This is a genomic window from Vibrio cincinnatiensis, from assembly GCF_022113815.1.
GTDB classification, from domain to species: Bacteria; Pseudomonadota; Gammaproteobacteria; order Enterobacterales; family Vibrionaceae; genus Vibrio; species Vibrio cincinnatiensis_A.
In genome coordinates this window covers 78534-95011 of record NZ_SGOM01000002.1, presented here as the reverse complement: position 1 = coordinate 95011, position 16478 = coordinate 78534, and the positions used below count along the sequence as shown (strand labels likewise).

Annotated in this window: 14 protein-coding genes; 8 read left to right on the top strand and 6 right to left on the bottom strand. The window is 41.5% G+C overall.

The window, feature by feature from the left end:
* Positions 1 to 51: 51 nt before the first annotated feature.
* The 3 genes from EXA13_RS03450 (at position 52) to EXA13_RS03440 (ending at position 4327) form a co-directional block, all read left to right on the top strand.
* On the top strand, positions 52 to 666 hold the full coding sequence (locus EXA13_RS03450; protein WP_238131904.1) for a response regulator transcription factor: 615 nt from the start codon (positions 52 to 54) through the stop codon (positions 664 to 666).
* Between the two features lie 108 nt (positions 667 to 774).
* Complete coding sequence (locus EXA13_RS03445; protein WP_238131903.1) at positions 775 to 2421, top strand: response regulator; 1647 nt, start codon at positions 775 to 777, stop codon at positions 2419 to 2421.
* Between the two features lie 268 nt (positions 2422 to 2689).
* The gene (locus EXA13_RS03440) at positions 2690 to 4327 is read left to right on the top strand and encodes a methyl-accepting chemotaxis protein (RefSeq protein ID WP_238131902.1); all 1638 of its coding nucleotides are present in this window, start codon (positions 2690 to 2692) and stop codon (positions 4325 to 4327) included.
* 29 nt (positions 4328 to 4356) lie between these two features.
* Here EXA13_RS03440 and EXA13_RS03435 read toward each other — a convergent pair whose 3' ends face one another.
* From EXA13_RS03435 to proV, 5 genes are all read right to left on the bottom strand, one after another.
* A complete protein-coding gene (locus EXA13_RS03435) occupies positions 4357 to 4917 on the bottom strand; it encodes a mechanosensitive ion channel domain-containing protein (protein WP_238131901.1) in 561 nt (186 codons plus the stop codon).
* Positions 4918 to 5041: 124 nt separating this feature from the next.
* Positions 5042 to 5533 (bottom strand): MarR family winged helix-turn-helix transcriptional regulator, encoded by a 492-nt coding sequence (locus EXA13_RS03430; RefSeq protein WP_238131900.1) that lies wholly within the window; start codon positions 5531 to 5533, stop codon positions 5042 to 5044.
* Between the two features lie 47 nt (positions 5534 to 5580).
* On the bottom strand, positions 5581 to 6585 hold the full coding sequence (gene proX / locus EXA13_RS03425) for a glycine betaine/L-proline ABC transporter substrate-binding protein ProX (RefSeq protein ID WP_238131899.1): 1005 nt from the start codon (positions 6583 to 6585) through the stop codon (positions 5581 to 5583).
* A 2-nt stretch (positions 6586 to 6587) separates the two neighbouring features.
* Positions 6588 to 7682, bottom strand: a complete 1095-nt coding sequence (gene proW, locus EXA13_RS03420) for a glycine betaine/L-proline ABC transporter permease ProW (RefSeq protein ID WP_238131898.1) — start codon at positions 7680 to 7682, stop codon at positions 6588 to 6590.
* 2 nt (positions 7683 to 7684) lie between these two features.
* The gene (gene proV, locus EXA13_RS03415) at positions 7685 to 8872 is read right to left on the bottom strand and encodes a glycine betaine/L-proline ABC transporter ATP-binding protein ProV (RefSeq protein WP_238131897.1); all 1188 of its coding nucleotides are present in this window, start codon (positions 8870 to 8872) and stop codon (positions 7685 to 7687) included.
* A 309-nt stretch (positions 8873 to 9181) separates the two neighbouring features.
* Here proV and EXA13_RS03410 point away from each other — a divergent pair, with 309 nt between their 5' ends.
* The 5 genes from EXA13_RS03410 (at position 9182) to EXA13_RS03390 (ending at position 15006) form a co-directional block, all read left to right on the top strand.
* A complete protein-coding gene (locus EXA13_RS03410) occupies positions 9182 to 10036 on the top strand; it encodes a tetratricopeptide repeat protein (RefSeq protein ID WP_238132177.1) in 855 nt (284 codons plus the stop codon).
* 184 nt (positions 10037 to 10220) lie between these two features.
* Entirely contained in the window at positions 10221 to 12131 is a 1911-nt protein-coding gene (speA, locus tag EXA13_RS03405) for an arginine decarboxylase (protein ID WP_238131896.1), read from the top strand.
* Positions 12132 to 13058, top strand: a complete 927-nt coding sequence (speB, locus tag EXA13_RS03400) for an agmatinase (RefSeq protein WP_238131895.1) — start codon at positions 12132 to 12134, stop codon at positions 13056 to 13058. It begins immediately after the preceding gene.
* Between the two features lie 231 nt (positions 13059 to 13289).
* Entirely contained in the window at positions 13290 to 14456 is a 1167-nt protein-coding gene (locus EXA13_RS03395; RefSeq protein ID WP_238131894.1) for a D-alanyl-D-alanine carboxypeptidase family protein, read from the top strand.
* A 205-nt stretch (positions 14457 to 14661) separates the two neighbouring features.
* Positions 14662 to 15006: a helix-turn-helix domain-containing protein gene (locus EXA13_RS03390; protein ID WP_238131893.1), complete on the top strand. Its 345-nt coding sequence runs from the start codon at positions 14662 to 14664 to the stop codon at positions 15004 to 15006.
* A 116-nt stretch (positions 15007 to 15122) separates the two neighbouring features.
* Here EXA13_RS03390 and EXA13_RS03385 read toward each other — a convergent pair whose 3' ends face one another.
* Positions 15123 to 16058 carry an OmpA family protein gene (locus EXA13_RS03385; RefSeq protein ID WP_238131892.1) on the bottom strand — a complete coding sequence of 312 codons (936 nt, stop codon included), beginning with the start codon at positions 16056 to 16058 and terminating at the stop codon, positions 15123 to 15125.
* Between the last annotated feature and the right edge of the window lie 420 nt (positions 16059 to 16478).

Genomic DNA, 16478 nt, shown 5'->3' with positions numbered 1-16478 from the left:
AGACTGAAAAGCCACATCGATAGAATGTTTTGATTACTGAAGGTGAGTTGAATGACTGAACAAGAAAGAAAGAAGGATTTAACGTGTTTAATTATTGATGACCATGCTCTGGTGTGTGTGGCCATTAAACAATTATTAGAAAAGGAAAATTACTTCTCTAATATTATCATCAAACAAAATCCTACTGATGGTATTAAATACGTTCGCAACTTTGATGTGGATTTTCTGATTCTAGATATTAATTTCTTTGACTACGATGGCTTTGATTTATTACGTCGAATCAAGTTTCATGGTTATCAAGGAAAAACATTGATTGTGTCTGGTAATGATAGCAAAATCTATTCTGATACAGCTTTTCGTGTCGGTGCAGAAGGGTATGTTAGTAAATCAGAGGATCTTTCTACTCTTGTGGATGCCGTTGATACCATTCTTAATGGCTATACTTATTTTAAATCTGAGGTCGATAGAAAGTCACCGGTAGTCACACTCTCTAAGCAAGAACTTGCAGTGTTCCGCTTTTTGGTAGATGGTAAAACGAATAAAGAAATTTCAACCATATTGTCACTAAGCCCTAAAACGATCAGTACTTATAAAACGAGAATATTAGAAAAATATCAAGTAAAATCAATTATTGAATTGATGAACTTAAAAGATAGCATTTTATAATAATTAAAAAAATATTAATTGATTTGTTCAATTATATTTCAGGTATACATGGGAAACTGTGCCTGGTTTTATTTGAAAATTTAATAATGAATGTAGGTAATATTTATTATGAGTATGAGACAGCAAATAATTAAGGAAACAAAAGTCGTTGTTGCTGATGACTCATCACTTGTATTATCGAATCTTAAATTGTTGTTAAGAGAAATTGGTTTTTCTTCTCATAACGTTTATACAGCGAAGGATTCAAAATCCCTAATTAAAATCCTCAGTGAAGAAAAAATAGAGCTGATTATTTGCGATTTTAATTTCGGCGATGATATGAATGGAAAACAAATATATGAGGAAATTCAATACCTTGGTTTAATGCCACCTTGGTGTACCTTCATTATGTTGACTGGGGAAAAACAAGGGGATACCGTTAAGTCTATTGTTGATATTGAACCAGATGACTATCTTGTTAAGCCTTATTCTGTTCAATTAGTTAAAAATAGGATTCTACGCGCTTTTTATCGTAAGTTAGCTTTACGAGAAATGTATACCATTCCTTTAGATTCGAGCGCGGAAGATGTTATTTCTATTTTCGAGTTTACTATAGCAAAGAACCCACAGTATGAAAGTTTCCTCAAACGGTTAGCGGGTGAATCTTTACTGAAATTTGGATACAGTAATGAGGCAAAATCCCTCTTTCTGAGCTGTTTACAGGAAGGGGATCATCTCTGGGCGATGTATGGTTTTATTAATTCTTGTATCGCTAATGGCGATTACAACGATGCATTTTATTATTTGAATGAATGGGAAGAGCGTAATGTTAGGCGTAGCCCAAAGCTTCATGAATGCATGGCAAGATTATATTTGCTGAAAGAAGATTTGACATCCGCCTTTAATGAGATGAGAAATGCGTTTGATAAAGCTCAAAATATGGATCGTCTTTTAAACTTTGCCAAGATATGCGAAGTGAATAAAGTGTTCGATAAAGCGTACGATCTTTTTTCTATGTATCTTGCGATGTCTCAAGGAACATATCGTGAATCGCCCGTTAATAATTTATTTTTAACTCGCGCTATTCTATTTAGAACCCATGAAGAGTCTTCCGATAAATCGAAAGTCATGCGGATTGTAAAAAAAGAAATGCGTGGGATTGAGCTCGCACAAGAGCCACATGCTTACTTATCTGCTTATCTTCCTTTATTGGACATGCATTGTGACTGGGTGATGGGGAATTATCGACAATTTCGAGAAAAACTCTATTTAGCAGTAAAGTCTATTTCTTCTGCGAGCCTCGATATTCAGATTTATTGTGCACGATTAGCATTATTGGGCCAGCAAACTGAATTATGTCGCTCACTGCTGCGGAAAATCCCTCAGAAGAATGAGTCTGATACGGATTTTGAAATGCTATTATCTTATGCACAGGTAAAAGCATTGCAGGATGAGTGTCAAAGCACTTTGACAGAGACGAAAGAGATTTGGCGTCAATTTAAGACACTTTTGCAAGAGAATCGCGTGCAAATGTTGAGATACGTTTTAGATTGTTTTAACAAAAGAAGTCAATGCCCTCAAATGGCATTAATGATGCTAAAAGCAATGGAATATGGTTTTCCACCTTCGTTAAGCGCGGGTCGTTTGCGAGAGTTGATTTTTAGTTGTGAGCAAACGATAGATACCTCGCTCATACTCAGTAAAGAAGATTTACTGGCAGCTCGTAAGTCAGCGCATAAAGTCAAAGTTTTATTCAATACTAAGCTGGCACAATAGTTCAGTTTTTAAACACCCATTCATTGTTTGGATGAATTGTAACGCTATTGTCATTTTGTTTGGGAATAATCCATGCCATCTAAGGCGGCATGGATTGTCCTGAAACTCAGGTATTGATCTGTGATACTTTCCTACTTGAAGCTGCGTTGGCGGTGATTGTCTTCCTCCTGTATTGAATAGCCTGGTGGGGAGGGGGATCACTGAGCCTCCTCTTCATATCGTTTGGTATGTACCGTCGATTTTTCTGTTTTCAATAGCGATTATCGGCATGTTTAAATTAAACCAAGTCAAAATCAGTACCCGTTTATTTTGTTTAAGTGCGTTGCCTATCATTAGCCTACTGGTGGCACTTTTCCTCTCTTTTCAAGTCACGCAACAAAAAGATCGTTTATTTGATCGCCTTTATCAGCAGCATTTATTGCCTCTTAGTGAAATCCTAGCGACTCATTCATTACTTAGGCAAACGGGCCTCGATGATTTAAGACGCTATCGAACGGGGTGGGCAGGTCAAAATGAAACAGTAGAAAAGATTGAAAGCGTATTAGCTCAAGTTGGAGAGCGCTGGGGCGCCTATCAACAGCAAAGAGGAGAGGCTGTAGACCCATTGAACCAACAAGCGGATGAGCAGTTAGAGCAAGCTATTCAACTCTATCAGCAATGGATCTCTCGAGCGGGCACTGATGCAATTACGGTTCGGATCCTCAATGAATCCACTTTTAATAATGAAATCAATCAAGTGCTTGTTCCATTAGGTGAGACGTTGAATCAACTGGTGAGCCAGCAGATTGGCATGGCGGGGGATGTACAAAAAGATGCGGCGAATCTTACCCATTCTATGGTTCAATTTTATCTGTTTGGTGGGGCGATTTGGGTTACCTTGTTAGTATTACTGGGTTGGTTTATTCAGCATTCTATTCAGCAGCCCTTGCGTCAACTGCGTGAGGGGATACAACAATTAGCTCACTCTTCTGATTTAACAACGCAAGTTGCTGTACAAGGTCGAGATGAGATTGCCCAAACAGCACAGGCATTAAATACCATGGTGAATCATTTTTGCCACTTGATCATTGAGATTGAGAATAAGAGTGTTGAACTTAGACAAAATGCGAAGCGGATGCTGATTGTCAGTGAAACGGTTGAGTCGAAATCCAATAACCAATCTTTACAAACGGCAACGGTTACCCAAGCCATGGAAGAGATGAGCCAAGCCATTAGCGCGGTAAGCCAACATACGCAATATGCACAAACGGTGATCATTCAGGCGGATGAGCTTAGTTTGCAAGGAGCCCAAACGGTTCAGAAAGCCAGTACACGGATAAAAAGCTTAGCCAGTGCCATTGATCATTCTGCCCAGATTATTCGCCACCTCCATCAAGAATCAACAGAAATTGCACAAGTATTAGGGGTAATACAAAATATTGCCGAGCAAACTAATTTACTTGCGCTCAATGCGGCAATAGAAGCGGCACGAGCGGGAGAAGCGGGGCGAGGGTTTGCTGTGGTTGCCGATGAAGTGCGAAATTTATCAGGTAATACAGAAAAGGCCACTCGTTCGATTGGTGATGTGTTATCACGCTTGCAGCAAGGAGCGGATAATGCGGTAAGTGCGATGCAATCGGCTAACCAACAAGCATTAGAAAGTGTGGATTTTTCTAATCAATCTGAACAAGTTTTAAGTCATATACGACAAGCTTTTGAAGATGTCGCGCAAGTGAATCGTTCGATTACGACTGCCAGTGAGCAGCAAGCTTTAGTGGCTAAGCAAACGGAGCAAAGTATCCATAGTTTAAGTGGCGATACACAGGATTTAGAGCAACAGGCCAAGCAGGCGCGTGAAGTCAGTGAAGTGCTGAGCCAAGCATCTGGCGAGCTACGAGAGAAGGTCCATCATTTTGTGACGGCATAAATTCGACCTTCTCTTTTTCGTTTCCACGGTCAAGAAAGTTTGGGAAGTTGTTTTTTCTCAACTTTCTTGACCGTGTTTGTTGGGGCTTTGTTGAGCATTACAACAGGACGAATAATAAATAGATTATTTGGGTAAAGAATTCGGTGGCCTTCCGTGGTTTCTAAAACCACATTGAGCAGTGTCATATCAATAATTTTACCTTCAATAAAATTGCTACCATCGATGACTCTTATCCATAAACCAATTCGACAGTGATTTTGGACAAACAGAACTAAAAATGAGGTGACGTTACTAAGCAAAGACCAACTGGCAAATAGCCCCACTCCAAGTAAAGCAAATAAAGACGAACCCACCACTAATAGCCCACGTAATTCGACGCCCCACATCATCATAATTGCCAGTAAGCAGAGGAGCAGCAGTAGAGCCTTGACGAGCCATCTGGCTCGCTTTATTCGGTGTGCATCTTCTTGACTTCTTACCGCTTTATCTAACAGCCGCAAGCTAATGAAGACCAGCTTAGGGTAGAGTAGCAACACCAGTCCGGTGAGTATCCATTGATAATAATCAGGTAATAAATAGAGGTAGTCCATAATGCTTACTGAAACGGGTTTTTATCAAAAGATAACGGAAATTCAATCAATGACAACTAGAAATTTCTCATGTTGAAAGTCAGCAGGAGCAGCGGAATGGCATGATGGATGCTTGTTCTCCCTATTATCGAGTATTGGGTGGCGGTAAAGAAGGTTTATTGAGTGTTAATTGAGAAGGTTCACCGGCGAGATCAGAGGCTGTCATCATTTTTGATAAACGCTGTAGAGAAGAAAGCAGTAGGGTCTGTTCCCAGCCATCCAGTGACTGAAAGCGTTGAATAAAATCGCGCTGCATGAGTTGTGGAGCCGCTTGTAGCAAGGCTTGTCCATGAGTGGTGAGCATAGCATGTACCTTTCTTTTATCATGAGTATCTCGTGTGCGTACGACAAGCTGCCGTTTTTCCAACCGATCTAAAATACTGGTGGCTGTCGCTTGGCTCATGTTGGTTGCTATCGAAAGTTGACGAATGGTCATATTAGGTGATGTATTAATGGCCCGCATCAGTAACAGCTGTGGGCTAGTTAGGCCAAAGGTTTTATTCAACTGTTTTGAATGTAGATCAATAGCGCGAATAATTTGTCGCATTGAGACGAGTACTTCTTCGTGAATATCCAAAATTTCCTCCATAAGGAAGAGGCTGCTCAAGCAGCCTCTATCATCGATTATTGCGCCGCTTTTTTGGCGGTTTCTATCCATGAATTAAATAAAGCCTGATTGGCTTTTATCCAACCATTGGCGTGAGATTCAATATCTCGGGCGGAGTTTTTCCCCTGACTCATCAGCATGTTTTGTGCACTGATGTCATTGATACTGAGCTTCATGATCTCAAACAATTTCGCAGCCGCTGGGTTTTCCATGGCAAATTGTTTATTTGCCATAATGTTCATGGCATTAATCGGGAAACCGTAGTTTTTGCCATTGGGTAGTGTGGTATCGATCTCCTTTTGCGTTCCTGGCAGTGCTGAGAATGGAACTTCCAGCCAAACGACATCTTTACCCGGAACTAAAACACCACTGACCCAGTAAGGTGTCCATGTGTAGTAAAGAATGGGGGCACCTTTTTTATAACGAGAGATGGTATCTGCGATAATGGCCGCGTAGTTACCTTGGTTGTGTGTCACCGTATCACGCAGACCAAAAGTATCGAGCTGGTATTCAACCACACTTTCACATCCCCAGCCTGGGTTACAACCCGTTAAATCCGCTTTTCCGTTGCCATTAGCATCAAAGAGCTTCGCGATTTTGGGATCGTTGAGCTGACCTATATTGGTGATGTTGTATTTCTCAGCGGTTTTTTTATCAATTAGGTAACCTTGTGCTGCGCCTGAGATATAAGTGCCTTTACGATAAAACTTCTCATCACCACCAGAGGCAAGGTATTTATCATCGTGCAACGGCTGCCAGTTCACTGCTAGGTATGTGGCATCACCTTCAGCGATTGATGTATAGCCGACGTTGTAATCAACTTCTTTGGTGGGCAAAACGGTATAGCCCAACGCTTCCATTGCTTTATTGACGATTAAAGTTTGGAACGTTTCTTCTGCAACCGTAGATTGCACTGGTTGCACGGTAATCCCTTCTCCGGGAAGTTTGGCCCATGCAGAAGTAGATAAAGTCGCGCTGACGGTAAGCCCAGCGGTGAGCAGCGTCTTCCATGCGTTATTCATTTCTATTCTCCTAGTGTTTTATTTCCATCAAGTGTTTTGTTTGGCTTAAGTCGGTACACAAGTGAGGCGGGGCCTTTTTCGTACCAACGCGTTTTTTTATCTCGGCTATTAATACCGATGGTTTGAGTGAGTCTATCGAGTAAGATCGCAAGAATGACAATACCGAGTCCCCCAACGGCGGCGAGACCCATATCAAGGCGACCAATACCGCGTAAAACCATTTGTCCTAAACCCCCAACGGCAATCATTGAGGCAATCACCACCATAGAGAGAGAAAGCATCAAGGTTTGGTTAACCCCGGCCATAATGGTTGGCATTGCCAGTGGCAGTTGAATGCGATAGAGCATCTGTTTTGGGCTGGCCCCAAAAGCATGTCCGGCCTCAATCAGTTCTTCAGGGACTTGCTGAATGCCTAAAATGGTTAAACGAACAATGGGTGGAAGTGCAAAGATGATAGTCACAACCACACCGGGGACGTTACCAATACCAAATAACATCACTATCGGAACTAAGTAGACAAATGCAGGGGTTGTCTGCATCGCATCCAGCATGGGGCGAACCACCTTCGCTGCTGTTTCACTACGAGCCAGCCATATCCCCGTGGGAAGGCCGATAAGTAGACAGAAAAATACTGAAGTCATTACCAGAGCAAGGGTGATCATTGCTTCATCCCAAGCACCGATAAGGCCAATCACAAGCAGAGAAACGAAAGAGGCAATTCCCAAACGTCGGCCCGCGAACTGCCAAGTAATGAGTAATACAATCAACAGCATGATGGGTGCAGGGGTCGAAATCAGAGCGGTTTGAAATGAACTCAGAATGAAATCAATAGGGACACGAATGGCCTGAAAGAGCGGTCGACCGTGTTCTACTAATCCATTAATGGCGGTTTCTACCCAGTGATCAAAAGGAATATGTGCCTCTTTAAATGGGTGCAACCAGTCAAAAGGTTCAGTGGTGACGGGAGCGGCATTGAGCCAATCATTTCCCGCTGTAGCACTTGACGTGGTTGACCAAGGGTCGTTGCTGACCGTTTGAGCCGCCGCTCCCCAAGGGTCTGCGGCTTCAGCCGCTGAATGACTTGTTTCCGTGGTCATAATTATTCCCTATCTAAAGTTTGCAGTAATCGTGATTTAGTGATGACGCCAAAATAATGTCCTTGCTCATCCACAACGGGGACAGCATAAGGAACATTGGCAACTTGGCTGATCAGGTCTCCGACAGAAACATCTGGATGGATGGTCATGGTGTCTGGCAATAAAGCGCTGCTGAGTGATCGTTGCTCTTGCTTAGCGGCTTTTAATGAATCAAGTGAAACAATGCCGGCATATTTGTTGGCGCGATCCACCACGATGCCAAATTCTCGATCGTTATCCAGGAGTAATTGCAATGCGGTTGCCGGACCATCGTTGTCATGTTTTTTAAAGACGGCCGCAGGTTTTTTACGGGCGATATCTTTTGCACTGAACACGCTGGCGACATTGACGCCACGGAAAAAAGAGCTGACATAATCATTAGCCGGTTGGTGCAAAATTTCATCGGGTGTACCGACTTGCACGACCACACCATCTTGCATGATTGCGATGCGATCCCCAATGCGCATGGCTTCATCTAAATCATGGGAAATAAAGACAATGGTACGTTTGTCATCATTTTGTAGACGAATCAGTTCATCTTGCATTTCGCTGCGAATAAGAGGATCAAGGGCGGAGAAAGCCTCATCCATCAATAAAATATCGGGGTCGTTAGTGAGTGCTCGAGCGAGCCCAACTCGCTGTTTCATCCCACCAGAAAGCTCATCGGGGTAAGAGTCACAGTAGGCCTCTAACCCGACACGTTCAAGTGCTACGCGAGCAATCCGATGACGTTCTTGCTCCTCAATCCCCGCCAGTTCCAGACCAAAAGCCGTGTTTTCAATCACGGTCATATGTGGCATGAGGGCAAAGTTTTGAAACACCATGGAAATACTTTGACGACGAACGGTTCTCAGCGCTTTATCTGAGATTTTGGCAATATCGTTACCTTTGAGTAAAACACTGCCCTGAGTAGGTTCAATTAAACGGTTTAATAACCGAACAAGGGTTGATTTTCCGGAGCCTGAGAGCCCCATAATGACAAAGATCTCCCCTTCATTAATGGATAACGACACATCTTTAACCCCGACCGTGAGACCGGTTTTTTCAAAGATTTGATCTTTGTTCAGCCCTTTTTCGATCAGGGGGAACGCTTCATCCGGTGTCTCTCCAAACACCTTATAAAGGTTCTTCACTTCCAGCATAGTTGACATCTTTCATATCCTTTCTATTTGTCAATATGACACAATGAAAAATTGTAAATATGCATAGAACACTAAACATTATTTTGCGGTTTTTCAAGTTACCTCTTGCGTTGCTTGCTGTGCATGCATGGTTAACTTTTTGTTTTTTAATGAAAATAAAAAATTCAAAAAAATTATTTTAATTTGAGGTAGAATGTTTCGAGCAGAATGAAGTATTGACGGGAATATTCGGTATATCAACCTGTTTAGCGTCATAAAATGTAGGACGTTAAACCGAACCGATAAGATTGAGGAGCGTAACGCGTGCGACAATTTTGGATGGTGCTATGTGGAGTTGTGTTGTTGTGTAGCAGTGCGGCAAAAGTATTGGCCCAAGAGGAACAAGAAGCGGTTCCTTACTCGGAGTCTCCAATATTAGATAGACCCTTGGTGGAACGTTACATTTTAGATGAGTTGAAAGCTTTACGTCAGGAACAACAGGATTTAGAGCGCCGATTAACAATTCAGATTACTGATAGAGAGTTGGCCGTCGCGGATAAATCTCTCAACTATTCTAATGTGACGGTGACCTATTTTTTCTATGTGATAGCTGGGGTAGCTTCTCTGGTGGCCTTAATTGGTTGGCAGTCATTAAGGGAAGTGAAGCATAACACGCGGGAAATGGCTGATAAAAAGCTCAATAAAATTGCTCAAGAGTATGAACGAAAATTTGTGGCTTTAGAGCGTGATCTTAAACGCAAAAGTAGCATCATTAGTGAAAACAACCGAGAAATTGAAATTATTAATGAAATCCATAACTTATGGTTACGTTCACAGAATGTTCAAACCGCTGAGCAGCGAATCGAAGTGTACGATGAAATACTTAAGATTCGCCCAGGCGATCTAGAAGCCTTAACTTACAAAGCGGATGCAGTGATGGAGATGCAAGAGTACCATTGGGCAATGAGCTTATGTAATCGAGTACTTGAGTTGGATGAAAGTAACGGTCCAGCACTTTACCAGCGAGCTTGTGCTTATGCTCGGTTAGGGGCTGAAGATCAAGCGTTGGAAGATATTCAGCGTGCCACCGATATCAGCCCTTCACTGCGAGAATTGATTGCCGATGAACCAGATTTTGAATCACTCTACGGCAATAAGCGCTTTGATGCGTTGATCAGCAGTAGTACAAGCTAATTTTATGCAATGGAGGTTGAAGGCTAGACGTTTGACTCATAACGAAGTGTTGTCCTAACGACAAATTATTATCATTAGACACACCCTAGCTTTTCACGGATAAAGCGCGTGACATTCAGGGTGTCAGGGGTAACCGCTTTTATTGAGCGGTTACTACATTCTCTTTGTTTTTGTGAGATATGAAGTGGAAAAATCATCCAAGCTGGATCGCGTTCGGGCAGATTATAATGTTCATTACTGGAGCCAAGGATTTTATGGCATTAATGACCAAGGGGAAGTGTATGTTTCACCTCGAAAAGATCGAGCATACCCAACGGCATTAAGCGCGATCGTTCAACAGTTAGAAGCTCGTAACCTTAACCTTCCGGTTCTGGTGCGTTTCCCACAAATTTTGCACCAACGTGTTCACAGTATCTGTGATGCTTTTAATCAAGCAATAGAAGAATGCGATTATCCGAATCAATATTTGTTGGTTTACCCCATAAAAGTAAACCAACAAAAAGAAGTCGTGGATGAAATTCTTGCCAGCCAAGCCGAGCTAGAAACGAAGCAGCTCGGCCTTGAAGCTGGAAGTAAACCGGAGCTTTTGGCGGTACTGGCTATGGCTCAGCAAGCCAGTTCGGTGATTGTGTGTAATGGTTATAAAGATAGAGAATATATTCGCTTAGCATTAATTGGTGAAAAGCTCGGTCATAAAGTTTTCATTGTGTTAGAAAAACTATCGGAACTGGAGCTGGTGCTTAAAGAGGCGAAAAGCCTTGGTGTTAAACCTCGCTTGGGGCTACGTATTCGCTTAGCTTCACAAGGGGCGGGGAAATGGCAGTCGAGTGGTGGAGAAAAATCAAAATTTGGTTTAGCCGCGGCGCAAGTATTAACCGTGATTGAACGCCTAAAAGCCGAGCAACAGCTAGACGCTTTACAACTGGTGCATTTTCACCTTGGTTCACAAATGGCCAATATCCGCGATGTCAGAAATGGCGTCAATGAAGCTGCTCGTTTTTACTGTGAATTAAGAGAGCTTGGTGCGCATATTGATTATTTTGATGTGGGTGGTGGCTTGGCGGTCGACTATGACGGAACGCGTAGCCAGTCCTCAAACTCAATGAACTATGGTTTGCAGGAGTATGCCCGTAACATTGTGAATGTTGTGGCGGATATGTGTAGCCTTTATGAACAGCCGAAACCTATCATTATTTCAGAGTCTGGTCGTTCGATTACTGCTCATCACGCGGTATTAATTACCAATGTGATTGGAACCGAGGCTTATAGCCCAGAGACGATTTGTGAACCTGATGATGACGCCCCATTATTGATGCAAAACATGTGGCGTAGTTGGGAAACATTACGTGAAGGGACGGATGCACGAGCTTTAATTGAGATTTACAACGATACACAAAGTGATTTATCCGAGGCACATACGCTATTTGCATCTGGGGTGATAAACTTGCCTCATCGAGCATGGATGGAGCAGTTATCACTACGCATTTATCATGAACTTCGTTTGAAAATGAGTACAAAAAACCGCTTCCATCGTCCTATTTTAGATGAATTACACGAGCGATTGGCGGATAAGTTTTTTGTTAACTTTTCTCTTTTTCAATCGTTACCAGATGCATGGGGTATTGATCAGGTTTTTCCTGTGTTACCTCTGTCGGGGTTAGAAAATGTCGAAGATAGACGAGCGGTGATGTTAGATATTACTTGCGACTCAGACGGCGCGATTGAGCAATACGTCGAAGGGCAGGGAATTGAAACAACGTTACCCGTTCCCGCGTGGTCAAAAGATACACCCTATCTGATGGGTTTTTTCTTAGTTGGAGCGTATCAGGAAATTTTAGGTGATATGCATAACCTATTTGGGGATACTCATAGTGTTGTGGTTCAGATCAATGATCAAGGCGAATCAGAGATTACCTTTATTAATGAAGGGGATACTGTTGAAGACATGATGCGTTATGTGCATATTGATGTGGATGCCATTCGTACCAATTACCGACAGTTAGTGAGTCAGCGAGTCGCTGAGCAAGAACAAGCAACCGTACTGGCTGAATTAGAACAAGGCCTGAGTGGTTACACTTATTTAGAGGATTTTTAAATGAATGATTTGTTTACGAAAACTGATTATTCACTCTACTCCAATGCGATGACTTTTGTCCGTCGTCCCTATGTGAGAAACCCCGTAGATACTGAAGCAGATGTCGTTGTGCTTGGGGTTCCGTTGGATATGGCGACATCTGGTCGCCCCGGAGCAAGAATGGGGCCGGATGCGATTCGTCGCGCATCGGTGAATTTAGCTTGGGAAGGAAAAAAATTCCCTTGGGAATTTAATTTATTTGAGCAAACTAAGGTCATTGATGCTGGTGACTTAGTGTTTGATTGTGGTGATGCGGAAGATTTTACTTACCGTTTAGAAGCCGCTGCTAATGAAATAGTGAAAAGTGGTAAAACGCTACTCGCATTAGGGGGCGATCATTTCATCACCTTACCTATTTTGCGTGCTTATGCGAAACATGTTGGTGAAATGGCATTAATTCATTTTGATGCCCATACCGATACTTATGCTAATGGCAGTGCTTATGATCATGGAACGATGTTTTATCATGCGCCCAAAGAAGGGTTGATTTCACCAAAGCATTCAGTACAAATTGGCATTCGAACAGAATATAAGCAAGAAGGGCATGGCTTTAATGTGATTAACGCCATGCAAGCCAATGACATGCCTGTTGAGGAGATTGTAGAGCGGATTCGTCATATTGTTGCAGATAAACCGGTTTATTTGACCTTTGATATTGATTGTTTAGATCCTGCGTTTGCTCCTGGAACGGGGACCCCTGTGTGTGGCGGTTTAAATTCTGATAAGATTTTAAAAATTATTCGCGCACTCAAAGGCATTAATATCGTCGGGATGGATGTGGTAGAAGTCTCTCCTCCTTATGATCACAGTGAGGTGACCGCATTAGCGGGAGCAACGATTGCCTTAGAACTGCTGTATGTTTGGGCATCTCGCCAGCCGGCGGAATAACGAGATCTTGTTCGATGGATCAAAACCGAGCTTGTAGAGGCTCGGTTTTTTTATACACTTTTTATAATAACCCTCGCCACTCGCATTTGGGGCGAAAACGGAAGTCAATCGTTCGCTATTTTCATACATAGGTTTGTTACGTTCATTTACATAACGAACAAAATATAGGTCGAGAAACAGGGTAATCTAAGGTCTATCATTTATTTTTTGCATAATTTAGGGATACCGATTATGAAAAATTTTAAGCCAATCGTGTTGTCTACGATAGGGTTGTCTTTTCTTCCAATCACCAGCCATTCAGCACCTATTGTGGTCCCTAACCCACCTCAACTTTCAGCAAAAGGGTATGTCTTGCTCGACTACTACACAGGACAGGTATTGGTTGAACATAACGCTCATGACAAGCTCAATCCCGCGAGCTTAACGAAATTGATGACTTCCTATGTGGCTGGGCAAGCGATGCAGCAGGGGAAGATTAGCCCGGATGATCAAGTGAGCATTAGCCATAACGCTTGGGCTAAAAATTTTCCAGATTCCTCAAAAATGTTTATTGAGGTAGGAAAAGAAGTCAACATGATGGACTTGTATCGTGGGCTGATTGTTCAGTCTGGTAATGATGCGAGTGTTGCCATTGCCGAACATGTTGCGGGCTCAGAAAATGCGTTTGTCGCTCTCATGAATTCATGGGCTAAAAATTTAGGGTTGGATAACACTTCTTTTACCAACCCTCATGGTTTAGATAGCGATGGACAATATAGTACGCCTTACGATATTGCCAAACTGGGTCAAGCCATCATTCGTGATCTACCGGAAGTTTATCCTCTCTATAGCGAAACAGCCTTCTCCTATAACGGAATTACACAATATAACCGGAATGGATTATTGCGTGATCGCAGCCTGAATGTGGATGGAATAAAAACAGGCTTTACCCGTGGCGCAGGTTACAGTCTGGCAACTTCAGCGACCCATGGGAACATGCGTTTACTCTCGGTCGTGATGGGCACTACGAGCCAGAAATTAAGAGAGTCAGAGAGTAAACAATTACTGAGTTATGGCTTTCGATTTTTTGAAACTCTTTCACCACATCAGAAGAATGCCGTGATAGAGCACGCTAGGATATGGATGGGCAAACAAGATCAAGTGGCTGTCGGGGTAGCCCAAACCACCTATTTAACCGTGGTTAAAGGGGAGTTATCGAAGCTTAGTGGTGTTATTGAGCTAGATAAAGATCTACAAGCCCCCTTGAAGCAAGGAGAGGTGGTTGGCAAAGTGATTTATCAAGTAGAGGGCCGTCAAGTTGGAGAAGCATCACTCATCGCATTGGAAAGCGTGGAAGAGGGGAATTGGTTTAAGCGTCTGCTAGATAGTCTCAAACGTTTATTTGTCCGTTGGTTTTAACTTTCATTGAGTAGAGATAGGTTTCTCACCATAAGAAATCGTTCAGGAGGATGGAAGAGTGATGCAACAAAACGAGATCAGGCTTCCAAAAAAAATTGCTTGAAGGTTTCTAAACAGAGCCTTACCTATCACTGACATCGCTTCGGTCTCTTTTTGAGAGCCTGATAGGCCAATGTGTCTATGAAATAAACGGAGCAAAAGAAGAATGGAGTTTAACGCTGAAGATCGCCAAGCGTTGTACAATGTATGGATGTCACAAAAGGCAAAAATGCATTTAACCCAGATGGAAATGGCAAAGCGTCTTCATGTCAGTCAAGTCGAGTTCTCACACCTTTTACGGGGCGATGTTCCATTATCGATGGCTTTTATCACCCAATTCTGTCGCCATCTTCATGTCGAACCTCACACGATTTTACCCAGCTTAAAGCAAGGGATGCAGGGAGAATCGCAAGTGATTAGCTTGAAAAATCGAGTGATCATTGATGGCGAAATCCAACAGGTATCCATTGAAGGAAACCAAGTGATTATTGACTATATTCATTATACATAGCCGATGATGTACTGGTCGGCTATCCATAATAATGCATTGGCACCAGTGATGGATTGACCTCAATAACAGGGAGAATGATGTTGTTGAGGTCTTATATTTTGGGTGATGATGACTTATTATTGGATAATAATCTCAACCCGACGATTTTTATTTCTTCCTTCTGGTGTGGTATTTGTTGCTATGGGTTCTCGTTCTCCTCGCCCTTCATCTTTTATTCTATGGTAAGGAATGTTCTTATTAATAAGATAATGCACAATTGCTTTTGCTCGCATTTCAGACAGTGTTTGGTTATAGGATTCTGGACCGATAGAATCCGTATGACCAATGATGTTTACAGTAGAATTAGGTGTCGAATATAAAAAACTAACCACATGGTTAAGTTCATTTTCTGCCTTATCATCAAATGTTGTTTTCCCAAAATCAATATTGCTAATTAAGTAAACTTTCTGTTTTTTTATGATTTCCAACTTTTTATCTGGAATGATTGTAATATTATTTTCATTATTGGTTTCTTTTATGGGGGCTGTCTTTTTTGTTAAATAATGAGTGGGGAATGAATATTTAAACCCAAGCATTAACACGTTTGAATCAAGGTCGGTGAATGGATGGTTTATATTGTTAACTCTTTGATATTCAAGTCTTATTGAGGAGTTTTTTGTGGCGAGATAATCAAAGCCAATGGCACTGTGAACTCGATAGTCATCAATATTTTTACTGCTTACACTGACTAAACCTAACTTAGAAAATATCCGAATTTTTGGTGTGATATCAAAGTAAAAGGTAGGAGATAGTGACAATTGAGTGATCTTTTCTTTATTTAAACTTTTAATGTTAAAGTTACCCAGATCTGTGTAATCCACTTCCAAAGAAATCCAGTCTCTGAAATCATACCCAAGGAAAAGACCTACTGATGAATTTTCATCAGTACAATTTATATTGCTTGAACAAGCATAATTTAACCAAGATTTACCCATTTTAGCACCGATATAACTATTGGATAGTACAGGGAAGGCGGTTAGCGATAATAATATGGTGTTGATGATTTTTTTCAATATTACTTTCATTCTTCGTTGATTCATTATTTTAGATAAATATATGAGTAAAGATATCCATTAATCGGTATCTACAGTCAGTATCATCCCGTGGTCATTAACTTATGGACGTTAATTAAAAGCTCACCACTAAAAGGAAACCTTTTTTAGTATTGTCTGAAATTTTTTGTAATGTAAAGCCATATCAAAGGGCGATATTTATCGGTTAAAGTGTTAGTGAATTGTATCGGTTGGTGTCTTTTTTGTTGCATTTTGTTTGATTTTTAATGCTAAAAACAAAAAAATATCATCTATCTCAATTTTTGTTGATTTCGTTTCTTTAAGTAAATTTGGAATAGATCAAATTAGTTCGACTTCGCTTATCATCTAAAATTAATTTATTTTTTGGGTTTTTGTTCTGTTATTTTTAAATAATTAGCC

Coding starts and splice junctions, on each gene's coding strand:
- EXA13_RS03440 (WP_238131902.1), top strand. CDS start 2,690: ATGTTTAAATTAAACCAAGTCAAAATCAGTACCCGTTTATTTTGTTTA.
- EXA13_RS03395 (WP_238131894.1), top strand. CDS start 13,290: ATGAAAAATTTTAAGCCAATCGTGTTGTCTACGATAGGGTTGTCTTTT.
- proV (WP_238131897.1), bottom strand. CDS start 8,872: ATGTCAACTATGCTGGAAGTGAAGAACCTTTATAAGGTGTTTGGAGAG.
- speB (WP_238131895.1), top strand. CDS start 12,132: ATGAATGATTTGTTTACGAAAACTGATTATTCACTCTACTCCAATGCG.
- EXA13_RS03450 (WP_238131904.1), top strand. CDS start 52: ATGACTGAACAAGAAAGAAAGAAGGATTTAACGTGTTTAATTATTGAT.
- EXA13_RS03445 (WP_238131903.1), top strand. CDS start 775: ATGAGTATGAGACAGCAAATAATTAAGGAAACAAAAGTCGTTGTTGCT.
- proW (WP_238131898.1), bottom strand. CDS start 7,682: ATGACCACGGAAACAAGTCATTCAGCGGCTGAAGCCGCAGACCCTTGG.
- EXA13_RS03390 (WP_238131893.1), top strand. CDS start 14,662: ATGGAGTTTAACGCTGAAGATCGCCAAGCGTTGTACAATGTATGGATG.
- EXA13_RS03410 (WP_238132177.1), top strand. CDS start 9,182: ATGGTGCTATGTGGAGTTGTGTTGTTGTGTAGCAGTGCGGCAAAAGTA.
- proX (WP_238131899.1), bottom strand. CDS start 6,585: ATGAATAACGCATGGAAGACGCTGCTCACCGCTGGGCTTACCGTCAGC.
- EXA13_RS03435 (WP_238131901.1), bottom strand. CDS start 4,917: ATGGACTACCTCTATTTATTACCTGATTATTATCAATGGATACTCACC.